At 71.2% G+C, this 16242-nt stretch carries 13 protein-coding genes and 1 riboswitch; of the genes, 11 read left to right on the top strand and 2 right to left on the bottom strand.

The window, feature by feature from the left end:
- Positions 1 to 188: 188 nt before the first annotated feature.
- From ABZ370_RS34570 to ABZ370_RS34525, 10 genes are all read left to right on the top strand, one after another.
- Positions 189 to 797: a CDP-alcohol phosphatidyltransferase family protein gene (locus tag ABZ370_RS34570; protein ID WP_358629196.1), complete on the top strand. Its 609-nt coding sequence runs from the start codon at positions 189 to 191 to the stop codon at positions 795 to 797.
- 109 nt (positions 798 to 906) lie between these two features.
- Positions 907 to 3402, top strand: a complete 2496-nt coding sequence (locus ABZ370_RS34565) for a mannose-1-phosphate guanyltransferase (RefSeq protein ID WP_358629193.1) — start codon at positions 907 to 909, stop codon at positions 3400 to 3402.
- A gap of 117 nt (positions 3403 to 3519) precedes the next feature.
- Positions 3520 to 4458: a DUF881 domain-containing protein gene (locus tag ABZ370_RS34560; RefSeq protein ID WP_358629190.1), complete on the top strand. Its 939-nt coding sequence runs from the start codon at positions 3520 to 3522 to the stop codon at positions 4456 to 4458.
- A complete protein-coding gene (locus ABZ370_RS34555; RefSeq protein WP_069873690.1) occupies positions 4455 to 4787 on the top strand; it encodes a small basic family protein in 333 nt (110 codons plus the stop codon). Before ABZ370_RS34560 ends, ABZ370_RS34555 begins: the two co-directional genes overlap by 4 nt.
- Before the next feature lie 1184 nt (positions 4788 to 5971).
- The gene (locus ABZ370_RS34550) at positions 5972 to 6784 is read left to right on the top strand and encodes a DUF881 domain-containing protein (RefSeq protein ID WP_358629186.1); all 813 of its coding nucleotides are present in this window, start codon (positions 5972 to 5974) and stop codon (positions 6782 to 6784) included.
- 133 nt (positions 6785 to 6917) lie between these two features.
- Positions 6918 to 7772 (top strand): FHA domain-containing protein, encoded by an 855-nt coding sequence (locus ABZ370_RS34545; protein ID WP_358629183.1) that lies wholly within the window; start codon positions 6918 to 6920, stop codon positions 7770 to 7772.
- A gap of 21 nt (positions 7773 to 7793) precedes the next feature.
- On the top strand, positions 7794 to 8573 hold the full coding sequence (locus ABZ370_RS34540; protein ID WP_358629180.1) for a MerR family transcriptional regulator: 780 nt from the start codon (positions 7794 to 7796) through the stop codon (positions 8571 to 8573).
- Between the two features lie 52 nt (positions 8574 to 8625).
- A complete protein-coding gene (locus ABZ370_RS34535) occupies positions 8626 to 9099 on the top strand; it encodes a bifunctional nuclease family protein (RefSeq protein WP_009713203.1) in 474 nt (157 codons plus the stop codon).
- Positions 9100 to 9267: 168 nt separating this feature from the next.
- On the top strand, positions 9268 to 9894 hold the full coding sequence (locus tag ABZ370_RS34530; protein ID WP_358629176.1) for a MerR family transcriptional regulator: 627 nt from the start codon (positions 9268 to 9270) through the stop codon (positions 9892 to 9894).
- Positions 9895 to 9956: 62 nt separating this feature from the next.
- A complete protein-coding gene (locus ABZ370_RS34525) occupies positions 9957 to 12146 on the top strand; it encodes a DNA polymerase IV (protein WP_358629173.1) in 2190 nt (729 codons plus the stop codon).
- Here the strand turns inward: ABZ370_RS34525 and ABZ370_RS34520 are convergent.
- The gene (locus tag ABZ370_RS34520; protein ID WP_358629170.1) at positions 12122 to 12439 is read right to left on the bottom strand and encodes a PRC-barrel domain-containing protein; all 318 of its coding nucleotides are present in this window, start codon (positions 12437 to 12439) and stop codon (positions 12122 to 12124) included. The genes ABZ370_RS34525 and ABZ370_RS34520 overlap by 25 nt on opposite strands.
- 129 nt (positions 12440 to 12568) lie before the next feature.
- Positions 12569 to 12666: riboswitch (glycine riboswitch) on the top strand.
- A 190-nt stretch (positions 12667 to 12856) separates the two neighbouring features.
- On the opposite strand from ABZ370_RS34520, the gene gcvP reads away from it, so the two are divergent.
- Positions 12857 to 15754 (top strand): aminomethyl-transferring glycine dehydrogenase, encoded by a 2898-nt coding sequence (gcvP, locus tag ABZ370_RS34515; protein WP_358629167.1) that lies wholly within the window; start codon positions 12857 to 12859, stop codon positions 15752 to 15754.
- A gap of 79 nt (positions 15755 to 15833) precedes the next feature.
- On the opposite strand, the gene ABZ370_RS34510 is transcribed toward gcvP, so the two are convergent.
- A complete protein-coding gene (locus ABZ370_RS34510; RefSeq protein ID WP_358629216.1) occupies positions 15834 to 16040 on the bottom strand; it encodes a DUF5999 family protein in 207 nt (68 codons plus the stop codon).
- Positions 16041 to 16242: the final 202 nt, after the last annotated feature.

Below are 16242 nucleotides of genomic sequence, written 5' to 3'. Positions count from 1 at the left end.
TACTGCAGGGGGGACCCTGTGGGAGAGTAGGACGCCGCCGAACAATCTTTGGAAAAGGCCCTGTTGGGAGCTTGAAGCTCCCGACAGGGCCTTTTTGTATATGTCCCCTCCCCGGTGAGGGCCCCAGGTGGCACTACCGGTAGAGTCATGGGGCATCATCGGCTGATTCCCTCACAGGAGGCCCCCGGGTGGAGGTTCAGGAGACACGCGTCCAGACGGATCGTGTACTCACCATCCCGAACATCCTCAGCACCGCTCGCCTCTTCGGCGTACCGCTTTTCCTGTGGCTGATCCTCCGGCCCGAGTTCGGCGGTCCCAACAGCGACCTCTGGGCCCTGCTGGTGCTGGCGCTCAGCGGGGTGAGCGACTATCTGGACGGCATGCTGGCCCGCCGCTGGAACCAGATCAGCAGCCTTGGCCGCATCCTCGACCCTGCCGCCGACCGGCTCTACATTCTGTCCACGCTCATCGGCCTCACCTGGCGGGACATCCTGCCGTTGTGGCTGCCCGCGGTTCTCCTCGCCCGCGAGGTGGTGCTCGTCGCCATGGTGTGGGTCCTGCGTCGCCATGGCTATCCGCCGCCGCAGGTGAACTTCCTCGGCAAGGCGGCGACCTTCAACCTCATGTACGCCTTCCCCTTGCTCCTTCTGAGTGATGGAAGTGGCCCACTTCACACGACCGCCGCTATTTTCGGATGGGCGTTCGCCGGATGGGGTACAACACTCTATTGGTGGGCAGGAGTCCTCTACGTGGTTCAGGTCCGCCGTCTGGTGAAGGCGGACGCCGCGGCCGACTGAGTTCGCCGTCGTGGGCAACCCAGGACCGGGTGCCCGTAGCGATTTCGTGGGCCATCGGGCGTGCGCGGTCGGCATGACCGTCGTCTCTTTCGAGGAGGACGCTTCCGACATGAAGGCCGTCGTAATGGCAGGGGGCGAGGGAACTCGTCTGCGCCCGATGACCGCGACCATGCCCAAACCGCTGCTGCCCGTGGCCAACAGGCCGATCATGGAGCATGTGTTGCGGCTGCTCAAGCGGCATGGCCTGTCCGAGACCGTGGTGACCGTGCAGTTCCTCGCGTCTCTGGTCAAGAACTACTTCGGGGACGGCGAAGAGCTCGGCATGGAGCTCACGTACGCCAACGAGGAGAAGCCGCTCGGCACCGCGGGCAGCGTCAAGAACGCGGAAGAGGCGCTCAAGGACGATGCCTTTCTGGTGATCTCGGGTGATGCCCTGACCGATTTCGACCTCACCGAGCTCATCAATTTCCATAAGGAAAAGGGCGCACTGGTCACGGTGTGCCTGACCCGCGTCCCCAATCCGCTTGAATTCGGCATCACCATCGTCGACGAGGTGGGCCAGGTCGAGCGCTTCCTCGAAAAGCCCACCTGGGGCCAGGTCTTCTCGGACACGGTCAACACCGGCATCTATGTCATGGAGCCCGAAGTCTTCGACTACGTCGAGGCGGATGTGCCCGTCGACTGGTCCGGTGATGTCTTCCCGCAGCTCATGAAGGAGGGCAAGCCCATCTTCGGCTATATCGCCGAGGGCTACTGGGAGGACGTCGGCACGCACGAGAGCTATGTGAAGGCCCAGGCCGACGTGCTGGAGGGAAAGGTCGACGTCGAACTCGACGGTTTCGAGATCTCGCCCGGCGTCTGGGTCGCCGAAGGCGCGGAAGTGCACCCCGAGTCCGTGCTCCGCGGCCCGCTCTACATCGGTGACTACGCCAAGGTCGAAGCCGGAGCCGAGATCCGGGAGCACACCGTCGTCGGCTCCAATGTCGTCGTGAAGACCGGCGCCTTCCTGCACAAGGCCGTCGTCCACGACAACGTCTACGTGGGCCAGCAGTGCAATCTGCGCGGCTGTGTGATCGGCAAGAACACCGACATCATGCGCGCCTCCCGCATCGAGGACGGCGCCGTGATCGGTGACGAGTGTCTGATCGGCGAGGAATCGATCGTCCAGGGGAACGTGCGGGTCTATCCGTTCAAGACCATCGAAGCGGGCGCGTTCGTCAACACCTCGGTCATCTGGGAGTCCCGGGGACAGGCCCATCTCTTCGGCGCCCGGGGCGTGTCCGGGATTCTCAATGTGGAGATCACCCCCGAGCTGGCGGTGCGGCTGGCGGGTGCGTACGCCACGACCCTCAAGAAGGGCTCCACGGTCACCACGGCGCGCGACCACTCGCGTGGTGCCCGCGCTCTGAAGCGGGCCATGATCTCCGCCCTGCAGACCAGCGCCATCGACGTCCGGGACCTGGAGAACGTGCCGCTGCCGGTGGCCCGCCAGCAGACGGCCCGGGGCAGCGCCGGCGGCATCATGATCCGTACGTCCCCCGGCGTTCCCGATTCCGTGGACATCATGTTCTTCGACGAGCGCGGCGCCGACCTGTCCGCGGGCGGTCAGCGCAAGCTGGACCGGGTCTACGCGCGCCAGGAGTACCGCCGGGCGTTCCCCGGCGAGATCGGCGACCTGAGCTTCCCGTCGAGCGTCTTCGATTCGTACACCGGCTCGCTGCTGCGCGCCCAGGACGTCAGCGGGATCGCCGAGTCCGGTCTCAAGGTCGTGGTGGACGCCGCGAACGGCAGCTCCGGGCTCGTCCTCCCCAGCCTGCTGGGACGGCTCGGCGTGGACGCGCTGACGATCAACCCGGGGCTGAACGAATCGCGCCCCACCGAGACCGCCGACGGCCGCCGCTCCGGGCTCGCCCGGCTCGGCGAGATCGTCGCCTCGGCCCGCGCGGCCTTCGGCGTCCGCTTCGACCCCGTCGGCGAGCGGTTCTCCCTCGTCGACGAGCGCGGCCGCATCGTGGAGGACGACCGGGCGCTGCTGGTGATGCTGGACCTGGTGGCCGCGGAGCGGCGCAGCGGGCGGGTGGCGCTGCCGGTGACCACTACCCGTATCGCCGAGCAGGTCGCGGCGTACCACGGCACCCAGGTGGAGTGGACGACGACCGCGGCGGACGATCTGACCCGGGTCGCCCGGTCGGAGACGACGATCTTCGGCGGCGACGGCCGCGGCGGCTTCATCATCCCCGAGTTCAGCAGCGTCTTCGACGGTACGGCCGCCTTCGTCAGGCTCATCGGACTGGTGGCGCGCACCCAGCTGACGCTCAGCCAGATCGACGCGCGGATTCCGCGGGCCCATGTGCAGCGGCGCGACCTGGCCACCCCCTGGGCGGTCAAGGGCCTGGTCATGCGGCATGTCGTGGAGGCCGCCGGAGACCGGTCCGTGGACACCACGGACGGGGTTCGGGTGGTGGAGGCCGACGGCCGCTGGGTGATGGTGCTGCCCGACCCGGCCGAGGCCGTCACCCACCTGTGGGCGGAGGGCCCGGACGACGCGTCCGCGCAGGCGCTGCTCGACGAGTGGGCCGGTGTCGTGGACAGCGCGGGGCGCTGATCACGAGGTCTTCCGGCGGCTCTTGATCCCGTTTGAACACGTTGGGGCGCCGCCTCCCGGCCCCGTATCCGGCACGCCGGTGGGGCCATTGGGAGACGGCGCCGCCGACGTGCGACGATGTGCGGCATGTCGCAGCCGCCCCCCGTTCGGAGCACAACGACGCCGAGCCCGCGCCCGCGCCTCGACGCGTCCATGTCGCTGCTGACCAACGTGATGGACCACAGCCTCGACGACGGCTACGCCGAGGCGGCCGAGCGGCGTGGCGAGACCGGCCGGTCCCGTCTGCCGCGGACCCTGCGCGGCCGGGTGACGATGGCCCTGGGCCTGGTGATGGTGGCGGTCGTGGTCACCATCGGAGCCGCGGAGGCCCGGATATCGGCGCCGACGCTGGCCAAGGAGCGGGGAGAGCTCATCGACCGCATCGAGTCGGGGAACGCGAAGGCGGACGGGCTCGCCAAGAACGTGGACAAGCTCCGCGGCGACGTGGGGGAGAAACAGCGGCAGGCGCTGCAGAAGCACGGGGGAGCCAAGGGCGCTCTGGTGGCGCTGCTCTCGGGGGCGACCGCGGTGACCGGTCCCGGCGTCAAGCTGGTGGTCGACGACGCCAAGCAGTCAACGTCGGGGAGCGGCGGCGGCCCCAGGGAGAGCAACGACTTCTCCGACACGGGTCGGGTACGCGACCACGACATGCAGCGCGTCGTCAACGGCCTGTGGGAGTCGGGCGCGGAGGCTGTCTCGATCAACGGACAGCGGCTGACGGCGCTGTCGGCGATCAGGGCCGCGGGAGACGCCATACTGGTCGACAACAAGCCGCTGGCGCCGCCGTACACGGTGCTCGCGGTGGGGAACGGGCAGCGGCTGAGCACCGCCTTCCAGGACAGTGCCGATGGGCAGTACCTGCACGTGCTGCAGGAGAACTACGACATCCGCACCAGCATTTCCGCCCAGGACACGGTCCGGCTTCCGGCCGCGCCGAGCCTGATCGTACGTAGCGCAGAACCCATAGTCGGCGGCGCCGACAAGGGTGGTACCGAAACAGGGAAGGGCACATCGTGATCGCCGTATTGGGCCTCATTGTGGGAGTCGTGGTCGGGCTTGTGGTCCGACCCGTGGTGCCGACGATGGTCGAGCCCTATCTGCCGATCGCCGTCGTGGCGGCGCTCGACGCCGTGTTCGGTGGCTTCCGGGCGATGCTGGACGGGATCTTCGACGACAAGGTCTTCGTCGTGTCGTTCCTGTCCAATGTGGTGGTGGCCGCGCTGATCGTCTTCCTCGGTGACAAGCTCGGCGTCGGCGCCCAGCTGTCCACCGGGGTCGTGGTGGTCCTCGGAATCCGTATCTTCTCCAACGCTGCCGCGATCCGTCGGCATGTGTTCCGGGCGTGAGGCCGATGACGAGCGACGACACCCCTGAGAACCCGGGGCGGCGCGAGACGCCGCGTGAGCCGGAGCAGGCCGGGAAGTCTGAGCAGCCTCAGCGGGCTGAGCGGGCCGAGCAGCCTGAGACGCCGCGCGGGCCGGAGCGGCCCCAGAAGCCCGAGCAGGCCGAGCGGTCCGGGAAGCCCGAGCAGCCCGAGCAGCCTGAGCGGTCCGGGAAGCCCGAGACGCCGCGTGGGCCGGAGCGGCCTGAGCGGGCCCCGCAGTCCGGTAAGCCCGAACAGCTCGGGGGTTCCCGGCAGACCCCGAACCCCGAGCGGTCTGAGCGTCCCGCGACGCCGCGCGAGTCCGAGAGGCCCGAGCAGACCGCGAAGCCCCGGTCGGCCGAGTCGTCCGAGCAGCGGGCCACGGCGGAGAAGCCGACGCGTGACTCCGAGCGGCCCGCCGTGTCCGAGCAGCCCGGCGAATCGGCGCGCCGGAGCGGCCCCGAGCGATCTGGCGACTCCGAGCGGCCTGCGACGTCCCGGCAGCAGAGCCCGTCAGATGGGCCTGGCGGCCCCGAGCGGCCCGCGAAGCCGCAGTCGCAGGGCGCGCCCGGGCAGCCTGGGAAGCCGCGGCAGCAGGGTGTACCCAGGCGGCCTGGTGCGTCCGAGGGACCCGGGCAGTCGCGGCAGCAGGGCGCACCCGGGCAGTCCGGCGTGCCCGGGAGGTCGCGGCAGCAGGGCCCATCCGGGCGGCCTGGCGAATCGGCGCAGCAGGGCGCACCCGGGCAGCCCGGTGCGCCCGAGGGAGCCGGGAAGCCTCGGCAGCCGCGTGCGCCCGGGCAACCTGGGCAGGCGCGTACGCAGGGTGGGCCGGGGCGGTCGTCGTTGCCCAAGCCGCCGGAGAAGCGCGCGGAAGCGGGCGGGAAGCCCGAGCGCCCCGAGGCGGCGGAGGGGCGCAAGGCCGCCCCGCTGAAGCCTCCGGCGCCTCAGGCATCGCGTCCCGGAGCGGGTGGGCCGGGCGGTCCCCGCCCTGCCCTCAGGACCCCGCTGCCGCAGAACGCCCCGCCGCGCGGTCCGGCCCCTCAGGGGCAGCCTCTCAAGGGCGTACCGCCCCGGGGTCCGGCACCCCAGGGTCAGGCACCCCAGGGCCCGCCTCCCAAGGGCGCGCCGCCCCGGGGGCCGGGCGGCGCGGGGCTCCCTTCCGGTTCGGTGCCGAACGGGCGGCGCCCGTCCGAGGGCGCGGCGGGGAGCGGCGCCGGGTTCGCGCCCGGGGGGAAGCCCGGGGGCGCGGAGGAGGAGGCGCTGACCGGTCGGCAGCGTCTGCTGAAGGGCGTATGGCCGCCCCGGGTGACCCGGGCGCAGCTGATCGTCGCCGTGCTGCTGTTCGGGCTGGGGCTGGGCCTGGCCATCCAGGTGCGCTCGACCAACGAGAACAGCGTGCTGCGCGGGGCCCGCCAGGAGGACCTGGTGCGGATTCTGGACGAGCTGGACGCGCGCACCCAGCGGCTGCAGGACGAGAAGCGCCGTCTGGAGAATCAGCGCACCGAGCTGGAGAACAGCTCGGACCAGGCGGAGGAGGCCCGGAAGCAGACGCTCCAGAAGGAACAGCAGCTGGGCGTGCTCGCGGGTACGGTCGCCGCGCAGGGGCCGGGAATCACGATCACCATCAACGATTCCCAGGGCTCCGTGGAGGCCGACATGCTGCTCGACACGGTGCAGGAGCTGCGGGCGGCGGGTGCCGAGGCGATCCAGATCGGCTCCCGGCGGGTGGTCGCCGACTCCTACTTCTCGGACGCGGGCGGCTCGGTCGAGATCGATGGACGGAAAGTGACGCAGCCGTACGTCGTGAAGGTGATCGGCAAGCCGGAGGATCTGGAGCCGGCGCTGAACATTCCGGGCGGAGTGGTGCAGAGTCTGGAGAAGGAGCAGGCCACCGTGTCCGTTCGGCGGGAGAAGAAGATCGTTGTGGACGCCTTGCGGTCGGGGAAGCGCCCTGACTACGCTCGGTCGTCATCACGGTGAGGCGGTTCGATATGAGGGTCTCTTGGCGAGACCATGTGGATGCGGGGGGTCGGCGCACCAGAAGAGTCGCGCGTGATGGAAACTGTCTGGTGGTCACGGACGTTGTGAGGATGTCCGGACCGTCTGCTGGTGTGTGCATCGAGGTTTTGTCCTGCCCCACGGGCGGGTCTGTTTCAGTCAAGGGGAATCGCCCGTGAAGTTGTTCGGGAAGTTGTTCGGGAAGAGTGCACGCCAGGATGGCGGCAGCAGCACCGCTCGCCACCGCGCGGGGCGTGCTGCGGACGAGAGCGGAGGGGGGAGCGAGGAGCGCCCGCTGTTCCGGGATCAGATCGGCGGCCAGGGCGGTGACATTTCGGGCGGCCAGGGCGCGTCTTCTGTTGACCCCTCGCAGGCCGGGCGCATAGGTTTCGAGGAATCATCGGCCTCGCGGAGTGGTGGAGGTCCCGGATTGCCTGTTTGTACGAGGTGCGGGCATCGGAACGCGGAGGACAGCCGGTTCTGCTCCAACTGCGGCGCGCCGCTGCGGGGCCAGGCGCCCTCCGAGCGTGCCTCGGAGACCACCTCGACGATCTCCATCTCCGGCATCGAGGCGTACGACTCCGAGGTGACCGGGCAGAACCCGCTGCCGTCGCTCAGCCCGGAGGCCCAGGCCGCCGTGGAGGCGCTGCCGCTGGGTTCCGCGCTGCTGGTCGTCCGCCGCGGGCCGAACTCGGGCAGTCGTTTCCTGCTGGACAGCGATCTGACCACGGCCGGCCGCCACCCCCAGAGCGACATCTTCCTGGATGACGTGACGGTCTCCCGCCGCCATGTGGAGTTCCGGCGCGGCCAGGACGGCAGCTTCACCGTCGCCGATGTCGGCAGCCTCAACGGGACGTACGTCAACCGGGAGCAGATCGATGCGTCGGTGGTCCTGACCAGCGGCGACGAGGTGCAGATCGGTAAGTACCGGCTGGTCTTCTACCCGAGCCAGCGGGGCGTCGGCATCTGACCCGCCAGGGGAGGTCCGTCCATGCTTCAGACACCGTCGGGCGGTGCCGGTACCGGCACCGCCCCCGCGGGCGCCCCGGGCGGCCGGTCCGGCCGGTCCATGAGTATCGGCACCGTGCTGAATCTGCTGCGGGACGAGTTCCCCGAAGTCACCATCTCCAAGATCCGCTTCTTGGAGGCCGAAGGGCTGGTGGAGCCGCGGCGCACGCCGTCGGGCTACCGCAAGTTCAGTCAGGAGGATGTGGAGCGGCTCGCTCTCATCCTCCGCGTGCAGCGTGACCACTACCTGCCACTCAAGGTCATCCGGGAGCATCTGGAGGCCCTGGAGCGGGGTGAGCGGCCGCAGCTTCCTGCCGTTTCGCCGGGAGCGCGGCCGCATGAGCTGCTGGAGCCCGGAGCCGACCAGGGGGCCGTGCTCCCTGAAGGTCCGACGGTGGCCCGGCTGGGCCGGGCCGAACTGCTGGCATCCGCCCAGGTCAGCGAGGCGGAGCTGGCCGACTGGGAGTCGTACGGCCTGATCGCGCACGACGAGCGCGGCGGCTATGACGTCGAGGCGGTGACGGTCGCCCGGCTGCTGGCCGAGCTGGGCCGCTTCGGTCTGGAGCCACGTCATTTGCGGATCATGAAAGCGGCCGCCGAGCGTGAGGCCGGGCTCGTCGAGCAGGTGGTCGGACCGCTGCGGCTGCATCGAAATCCGCAGACCAGAGCGCATGCGGAGGCCAGTGCGCGGGAGCTGGCGACGCTCTCCGTCCGGCTGCACGCGGCCCTGGTGCAGTCGGCGCTGCGCGCGGCCGCGCACTGACCGATCCGGCCCCGACTATCCAAACCGGCCGGGCACGTCCTAGGGTTGCTGTGTGAACGAGCTCGACGTCGTGGGTGTCCGGGTGGAAATGCCCTCCAACCAACCGATCGTGCTCCTGCGTGAAGTGGGAGGCGATCGCTACCTCCCTATCTGGATCGGACCAGGGGAGGCGACCGCGATCGCCTTCGCACAGCAGGGCATGGCTCCGGCACGCCCGCTGACCCACGACCTTTTCAAAGACGTACTCGAAGCGGTCGGCCAGACGCTCACGGAGGTCCGGATCACGGACCTGCGGGAGGGGGTCTTCTACGCCGAGCTGGTCTTCGCCAGCGGTGTGGAGGTCAGCGCGCGGCCGTCCGACGCCATAGCGCTCGCGCTGCGCACCGGGACGCCGATCTACGGCAGCGACGGCGTGCTCGACGACGCCGGTATCGCCATCCCGGACGAGCAGGAGGACGAGGTGGAGAAGTTCCGCGAGTTCCTCGACCAGATCTCGCCCGAGGACTTCGGAAGCAGCAGTCAGTGACGCGGTCTGCCGGTCCTCGCTAGCGCATTCGAGTAGCCTTTCCCGGACGAGGGACACGGGAAACCACTCTCAGGGTGATTATCACTCGGCGTGCCGAGTGTGGCGATCGTTGACGCACCCCGGGTGACTGCCTACCTTCGAGGAGGCAGGTCGAGGACGGAGGTCGGCGTGAGAAGCACCGGCGACGGCACGGCAGCCGGCGGTCCGTATACGCTCCAGGGGAGCGCACCGGCCGATCCGGCACTGAAGGCTCGGGTCGCGGCACAGCCCACGGCACCACGCGAGCCCGCCGCGGGGGGCACGGAGACGGTCGGCTATCGCGGACCCACCGCGTGCGCGGCCGCGGGCATCACCTACCGCCAGCTGGACTACTGGGCGCGCACCGGCCTGGTGGAGCCCAGCGTCCGGCCGGCGTACGGGTCGGGCAGCCAGCGGCTGTACAGCTTCCGGGACGTGGTCGTCCTGAAGATCGTCAAGCGGCTGCTGGACACCGGTGTGTCCCTGCAGAACATCCGGGCGGCCGTGCAGCACCTGCGCACCCGGGGTCTGGACGATCTGGCCCAGATGACGCTCATGAGCGACGGCGCGACGGTGTACGAGTGCACCTCGCCGGACGAGGTCGTGGACCTCCTCCAGGGCGGCCAGGGCGTCTTCGGGATCGCCGTGGGCGTGGTGTGGCGGGACGTGGAGAGCGCGCTGTCCCAGCTGCACGGGGAGCGGGTGGACACCGGCGAGACCCTGGTCGGTCACAACCCCGCCGACGAACTCGCCCGGCGCCGCAACCGGGCGGGCTGAGAGCGCCCCCTTCCGCCGGTCGTCGGTGCCGATTGTCAGTGGCATGCGGCAGCATCGGACATGTGAGGGGTGCGCCGACGATTCTCCATCTGGACATGGATGCCTTCTACGCCTCGGCGGAGCAGGCATCCAAGCCCAGCTTGCGCGGAAAGCCAGTGATCGTGGGGGGTCTCGGGCCGCGCGGGGTCGTGTCCACCGCGTCGTACGAGGCGCGGGTGTTCGGGGTGCACTCGGCCATGGCGATGGCCCAGGCCCGCAGGCTCTGTCCGAACGCGGCCTACCTCACCCCCCGCTTCTCCCTCTACCGCCGGGTCAGCGACCAGGTCATGGGGCTGCTGCGGACGCTGTCCCCGCTGGTGGAGCCGCTCAGCCTGGACGAGGCGTTCGTGGACCTGGAGGCGGGCGGCACCGAGGCCCGGGCGGAAGCGGCGCGGGCCGTGGGGGAGCGGCTGCGGGCCGACATCCGCGCCGTGACCGGGCTGACCGGCTCGGTGGGCCTGGCCGGTTCCAAGATGCTCGCCAAGATCGCCTCCGAGCAGGCCAAGCCGGACGGGATGGCGGTCATCCCGCCCGGCACCGAGCGGGAGCTGCTCGACCCGATGCCGGTGCGCACCCTGCCGGGCGTCGGCCCGGCCACCGCGGAGGCGCTGCGCCGGGCGGGTATCCACACCGTCGCCGAGACGCGGGAAGCGGGCGAGGCGGAGCTGGTCCGGCTGTTGGGCCGGGCCCACGGGACGTCGCTGTACCTGATGGCCAGCGGGCGGGACGAGCGGCCGGTGGTCGCCGAGCGGGACGCCAAGTCCGTCTCGGTGGAGGACACGTTCGACGTCGACCTGACCGACCGCACCCGGGTGCAGCTGGAGGTGGCGCGGCTGGCCGACCGCTGTGTGCGGCGGCTGCGCGAGGCGGGCCGTTCCGGGCGCACGGTCGTGATCAAGGTGCGGCGGTACGACTTCTCGACGCTGACCCGTTCGGAGACCCTGCGCGGGCCCACCGACGACCCCGGCGTGGTCAAGGAGGCCGCGGCGCGGCTGATCGACGGGGTGGACACGACGGCGGGCGTGCGGCTGCTGGGGGTGGGCGTGACGGGGCTCGCGGACTACACGCAGGAGGATCTCTTCGCCCAGGCGGCCCAGGCGGCCCAGGCCGCCCACGAGGCCCTGGAGGGCCCGGGGAGGGCCCCGGGCTCCGAGGCGCCGGAGCCGGAGAGCCAGGGCCTCTCAGGGGCCGCTGAGGACGCCGGGAGGCCGCGCGTCTGGCTGCCGGGGACCGATGTGCGGCACACCGAGTACGGGGCGGGCTGGGTGCAGGGCAGCGGGGTGGGACGGGTGACCATACGGTTCGAGGAGCCCTGGTCACGCCCCGGCCGGGTGCGGACGTTCGCCGTGGACGACCCGGCCCTCGAACCAGGCGAGCCCCTCCCGCTGGTGCGACCCCCCGAGAACGGCGAGGCCGAGACGGAACAGCCGGACACCGGCCAGGTCGCCGCCTCGCCGCCGAACAGCACCGACGCGGGGCAGGGCGGCGCCGACGCGGGCAAGGACCGTGGCGCGAGGGCGGGGCAGGGCGGCGGCGCCGGGCCGGAGACGGGCGCGGGGCCGGGCCGTGGCGGTGTGGGGTGGGAGACAGCCGCGGGGCGGAATCGCGGTGGCGAGGACGAGGACCGTGGTGCGAAGCACGGCGCGAGTTCGGGGACGGGCGGCGGTGCCAGGCGGGAGTCGAGCGCGGGGCGGGGCAGCGGAGGCGAGGGCGAGGACCGTGGCGCCGGGCAGGGCGCGAGTGTGGGGCCGGAAAGCGGCGACGCGAGCAAGGACCGTGGCGCGGGGTGGGACGTAAGCGTGGGGCCGGTCAGTGGCGTTGCAGGGCGGGAGACAGGCGCAGGACGGAACCGTGATGGCGAGGGCAAGGGCCCTGACGCGGGGCAGGGCGCGAGCGCGGAGCGGGGCAGCGGTGGCGAGCGCAAGGGCCGTGGCGCGGGGCAGGGCGCGAGCGCGGGGCTGGGCAGTGGTGGCGAGGGCGAGCGCTGTGGCGCGGGGCAGGGCACGAGCGCGGGGACGGGCGGCGGGGCCGTGCGGGAGTCGAGTGCGGGGCGGGACCGCGGTGACGAGGGCGAGCGCCGTGGCGCGGGGCAGGACGCGAGTGCGGGGGCGGACAGTGGCGACGCAGCGCAGGCCCCCGGGCGTGGGGCGGGACACAGAGGTGGGGCGGGGCGCCGGGATGGGTGGGGTCAGCCGGTTACGTCCAGGCCGTAGTGGTGGTACAGCTGCAGCTCCTGCTCCGGGGAGAGGTGGCGGCCGACGCCGAGGTCCGGGGCGTCCTTGATCAGCGCCCGGTCGTACGGGACCCGCAGCGCGTCGCCGACGACCTCGCTGGGTTCGAGCGGTACGAAGACGTCCCGGCTGAACAGGCCGGTGCGTACCGCCGCCCACTCGGGCTCGCCGGTCGCGTCGTCGAGGTAGACCTCGTCCACGGTGCCGATCTTGGTGCCCTCGCGGTCGAATGCCTTGCGGCCGATCAGGGTCCGCGGGTCGATGTCCGTCTGCACGCTCTCTCCCACAGGTGGCGGTGATCCATTGATACCTACCAAAAGCCACATCCCCGTACGCGGCCACTCGAGCACCCGGCGCCCAACCCCTCCCGGTGGTAGACGCGCTGGTACGCTGGCTGTGGCTGCAGACCCCGTGCGGGAGAGTCCTTCGACAATGATGTCGGAGGCGCCGAAGGAGCAAATCCTCCCCGGAATCTCTCAGGCACACGTACCGCGCGGGTGAGGTCACTCTGGAAAGCAGGGTGGGCCACGGGGAGCACAGCTCCGGAACCCCTCCTCACCGACGGTGAAAGCCGGTCAGGCCATACGCGGACCGGTGAAGCTCTCAGGTTGAGATGACAGAGGGGGAGGCCGTCCGGGCACCCGCAGCCGCGGTGCCCCTCGCCGGTCGTGCAGACCAGGAGGCCCCCGCAGATGACCACCCACCGCATCTCGCTCGCCGATCTGGAGCGCGGTACTCCATTCGAGCAGCGCCATATCGGCCCCGACGCCGGAGCGCAGGCCAAGATGCTCGCCCAGGTCGGCTTCGGCTCCCTCGACGAGCTGACCGCCGCCGCCGTACCCGAGGTCATAAAGAGCGCCGAGGCGCTGCGGTTGCCGACGGCCCGCAGCGAGGCCGAGGTCCTGGCCGAGCTGCGCGCGCTCGCCGACCGCAACCAGGTGCTGCCGTCCATGATCGGCCTCGGCTACTACGGCACCTTCACCCCGCCGGTGATCCTGCGCAACGTCCTGGAGAGCCCCGCCTGGTACACCGCCTACACCCCGTACCAGCCGGAGATCTCCCAGGGCCGGCTGGAGGCGCTGCTCAACTTCCAGACCGTCGTCGCCGACCTGACCGGCCTGGACACCGCCGGTTCCTCGCTGCTGGACGAGGCCACGGCCGCCGCCGAGGCCATGGCGCTGTCGCGGCGCGTCGGCAAGGTCAAGGAGGGCGTCTTCCTGGTCGACGCCGACTGTCTGCCGCAGACCATCGCGGTCATCGAGACCCGCGCCGAGCCGACCGGCGTCGAGGTCGTGGTCGCCGACCTGACCGACGGCATCCCGGACGAGATCGCCGAGCGCGGTGTCTTCGGCGTGCTGCTCCAGTACCCGGGCGCCTCCGGCGCGGTCCGCGATCCGCGCCCGGTCATCGAGCGGGCCCATGAGCTGGGCGCGATCGTCACCGTCTCCGCCGACCTGCTCGCGCTCACCCTGCTCACCTCGCCCGGTGAGCTGGGCGCGGACATCGCGGTCGGCACCACCCAGCGGTTCGGCGTGCCGATGGGCTTCGGCGGCCCGCACGCCGGGTTCATGTCCGTGCGCGCCGCCCACGCCCGCAGCCTGCCCGGCCGCCTCGTCGGGGTCTCGGTGGACGCCGACGGCGACAAGGCGTACCGGCTCGCGCTGCAGACCCGCGAGCAGCACATCCGCCGCGAGAAGGCCACCAGCAACATCTGCACCGCGCAGGTCCTGCTCGCCGTGATGGCCGGAATGTACGCCGTCTATCACGGTCCGGACGGGCTCGCGGGCATCGCCCGCCGCACCCACCGCTACGCCGCCGTCCTCGCCGAGGGGCTGCGGGCGGGCGGCGTCGAGCTGGTGCACGGCGCCTACTTCGACACCCTCACCGCACACGTCCCCGGCAAGGCCGCCGATGTCGTCGCCGCCGCCCGGGAAGCCGGGGTCAACCTCCGGCTGACCGACGCGGACCACGTGGGCATCGCGTGCGACGAGACCACCGGCCGCGCCCAGCTGGCCGCCGTGTGGTCCGCCTTCGGCGTCGACGGCGGGGACGGGTCCGGCGTCGACGAGCTGGACGCCGCGGCGGCCGACGCGCTGCCCGAGGGGCTGCTGCGCTCGGACACGTACCTGACCCATCCGGTCTTCCACCAGTACCGCTCCGAGACCGCGATGCTGCGCTACCTGCGGCGGCTGGCCGACCGGGACTACGCCCTGGACCGGGGCATGATCCCGCTCGGCTCCTGCACCATGAAGCTCAACGCGACCACCGAGATGGAGCCGGTCACCTGGCCCGAGTTCGGCGCGCTGCACCCCTTCGCGCCGATCGAGCAGGCCCATGGCTATCTGACGCTGATCCGCGAGCTGGAGGAGCGGCTGGCCGACGTCACCGGCTACGACAAGGTCTCCCTCCAGCCGAACGCCGGATCGCAGGGCGAGCTGTCCGGGCTGCTGGCGGTGCGGGCGTACCACCGGGCCAACGGTGAGCCGCAGCGCACGGTGTGCCTGATCCCGTCCTCCGCGCACGGCACCAACGCGGCCAGCGCCGTGATGGCGGGCATGAAGGTCGTCGTCGTCAAGACTGGCGAGGACGGCGAGGTGGACGCCGCCGACCTGCGCGCCAAGATCGAGCAGCACGGCGACCAGCTGGCCGTCCTCATGGTCACCTACCCGTCCACCCACGGGGTGTTCGAGGAGCACATCACCGAGATCTGCGCGGCCGTGCACGACGTGGGCGGCCAGGTGTACGTGGACGGCGCCAACCTCAACGCGCTGGTCGGGCTGGCCGAGCCCGGCCGGTTCGGCGGCGACGTCTCCCACCTCAACCTGCACAAGACGTTCTGCATCCCGCACGGCGGCGGCGGCCCGGGCGTCGGCCCGGTCGCGGTGCGCGCGCACCTCGCGCCGTACCTGCCCAACCACCCGCTGCAGCCCGCCGCGGGCCCGGCCACCGGCGTCGGCCCGGTCTCGGCGGCGCCGTGGGGCTCGGCGGGCATCCTGCCCATCTCCTGGGCGTACATCCGGCTGATGGGCGCCGAGGGACTGCGCCACGCGACCCAGGCCGCGGTGCTCGGCGCCAACTACATCGCCAAGCGGCTGGAGCCGCACTACCAGGTGCTCTACACCGGGCCCGGTGGGCTGGTGGCGCATGAGTGCGTGGTGGATCTGCGGCCGCTGACCAAGGCGACCGGGGTCACGGTCGACGATGTGGCCAAGCGCCTGATCGACTACGGGTTCCACGCGCCGACGATGTCGTTCCCGGTCGCCGGGACGCTGATGATCGAGCCGACGGAGAGCGAGGACCTGGCGGAACTGGACCGGTTCTGCGAGGCGATGATCGCGATCCGTGCGGAGATCGACAAGGTCGGCTCGGGGGAGTGGACCAAGGACGACAACCCGCTGCGGAACGCGCCGCACACGGCCGCGACGCTGAGCCGGGCGTGGGACCACCCGTACAGCAGGGAAGAGGCGGTCTACCCGGCCGGGGTCTCGGCCGCCGACAAGTACTGGCCGCCGGTGCGGCGGGTCGACGGGGCGTTCGGGGACCGGAACCTCGTCTGCTCGTGCCCGCCGATGGAGTCGTACGACAGCTGAACACAACGATGGGGCCGGTGCGGCGGGTGCTCGCCGGGCCGGCCCCTGATTATGCCATTCGCCGCTGAGGTTGGTCAGCCTAGGCGGCGGTCACGACGTGCTCGGTGGCGAGCGGTCGGCACGGAGCGATGATGCGCCCGTCCGGCAGCAGCTCACCGGTGTCCTCGAAATGCAGGACACCGTTGCACAGCAGGCTCCAGCCCTGCTCCGGATGGTGCGCCACGAGATGGGCGGCCTCCCGGTCGGCGGATTCGGCTGACGGGCACGGTGGTTGATGCTGGCACATGGCGAGGTTCTTTCGCTGCGTTGAGGTGTCGTATGTCCTGCTGCTCGCTGCGGCGTTCATGTGGGCCGCCCCCCGTTGTGTGTCGGTCGGATGCTCCCAGTGTTGTCCTGTGGCACGGAATCCGCAGGGATTTCGCGGCACCGGTCCTGCTAGATAATGACGCATCACCCGACCGGACGGTTCACCGTGGCGGGACTGTTAC

Source organism: Streptomyces sp. NPDC005962 (genome assembly GCF_040629205.1).
In the GTDB taxonomy this organism is placed as follows: Bacteria; Actinomycetota; Actinomycetes; order Streptomycetales; family Streptomycetaceae; genus Streptomyces.
The sequence above is the reverse complement of the archived record's forward strand: the minus strand, read 5'-3'. Positions and strand labels throughout refer to the sequence as shown.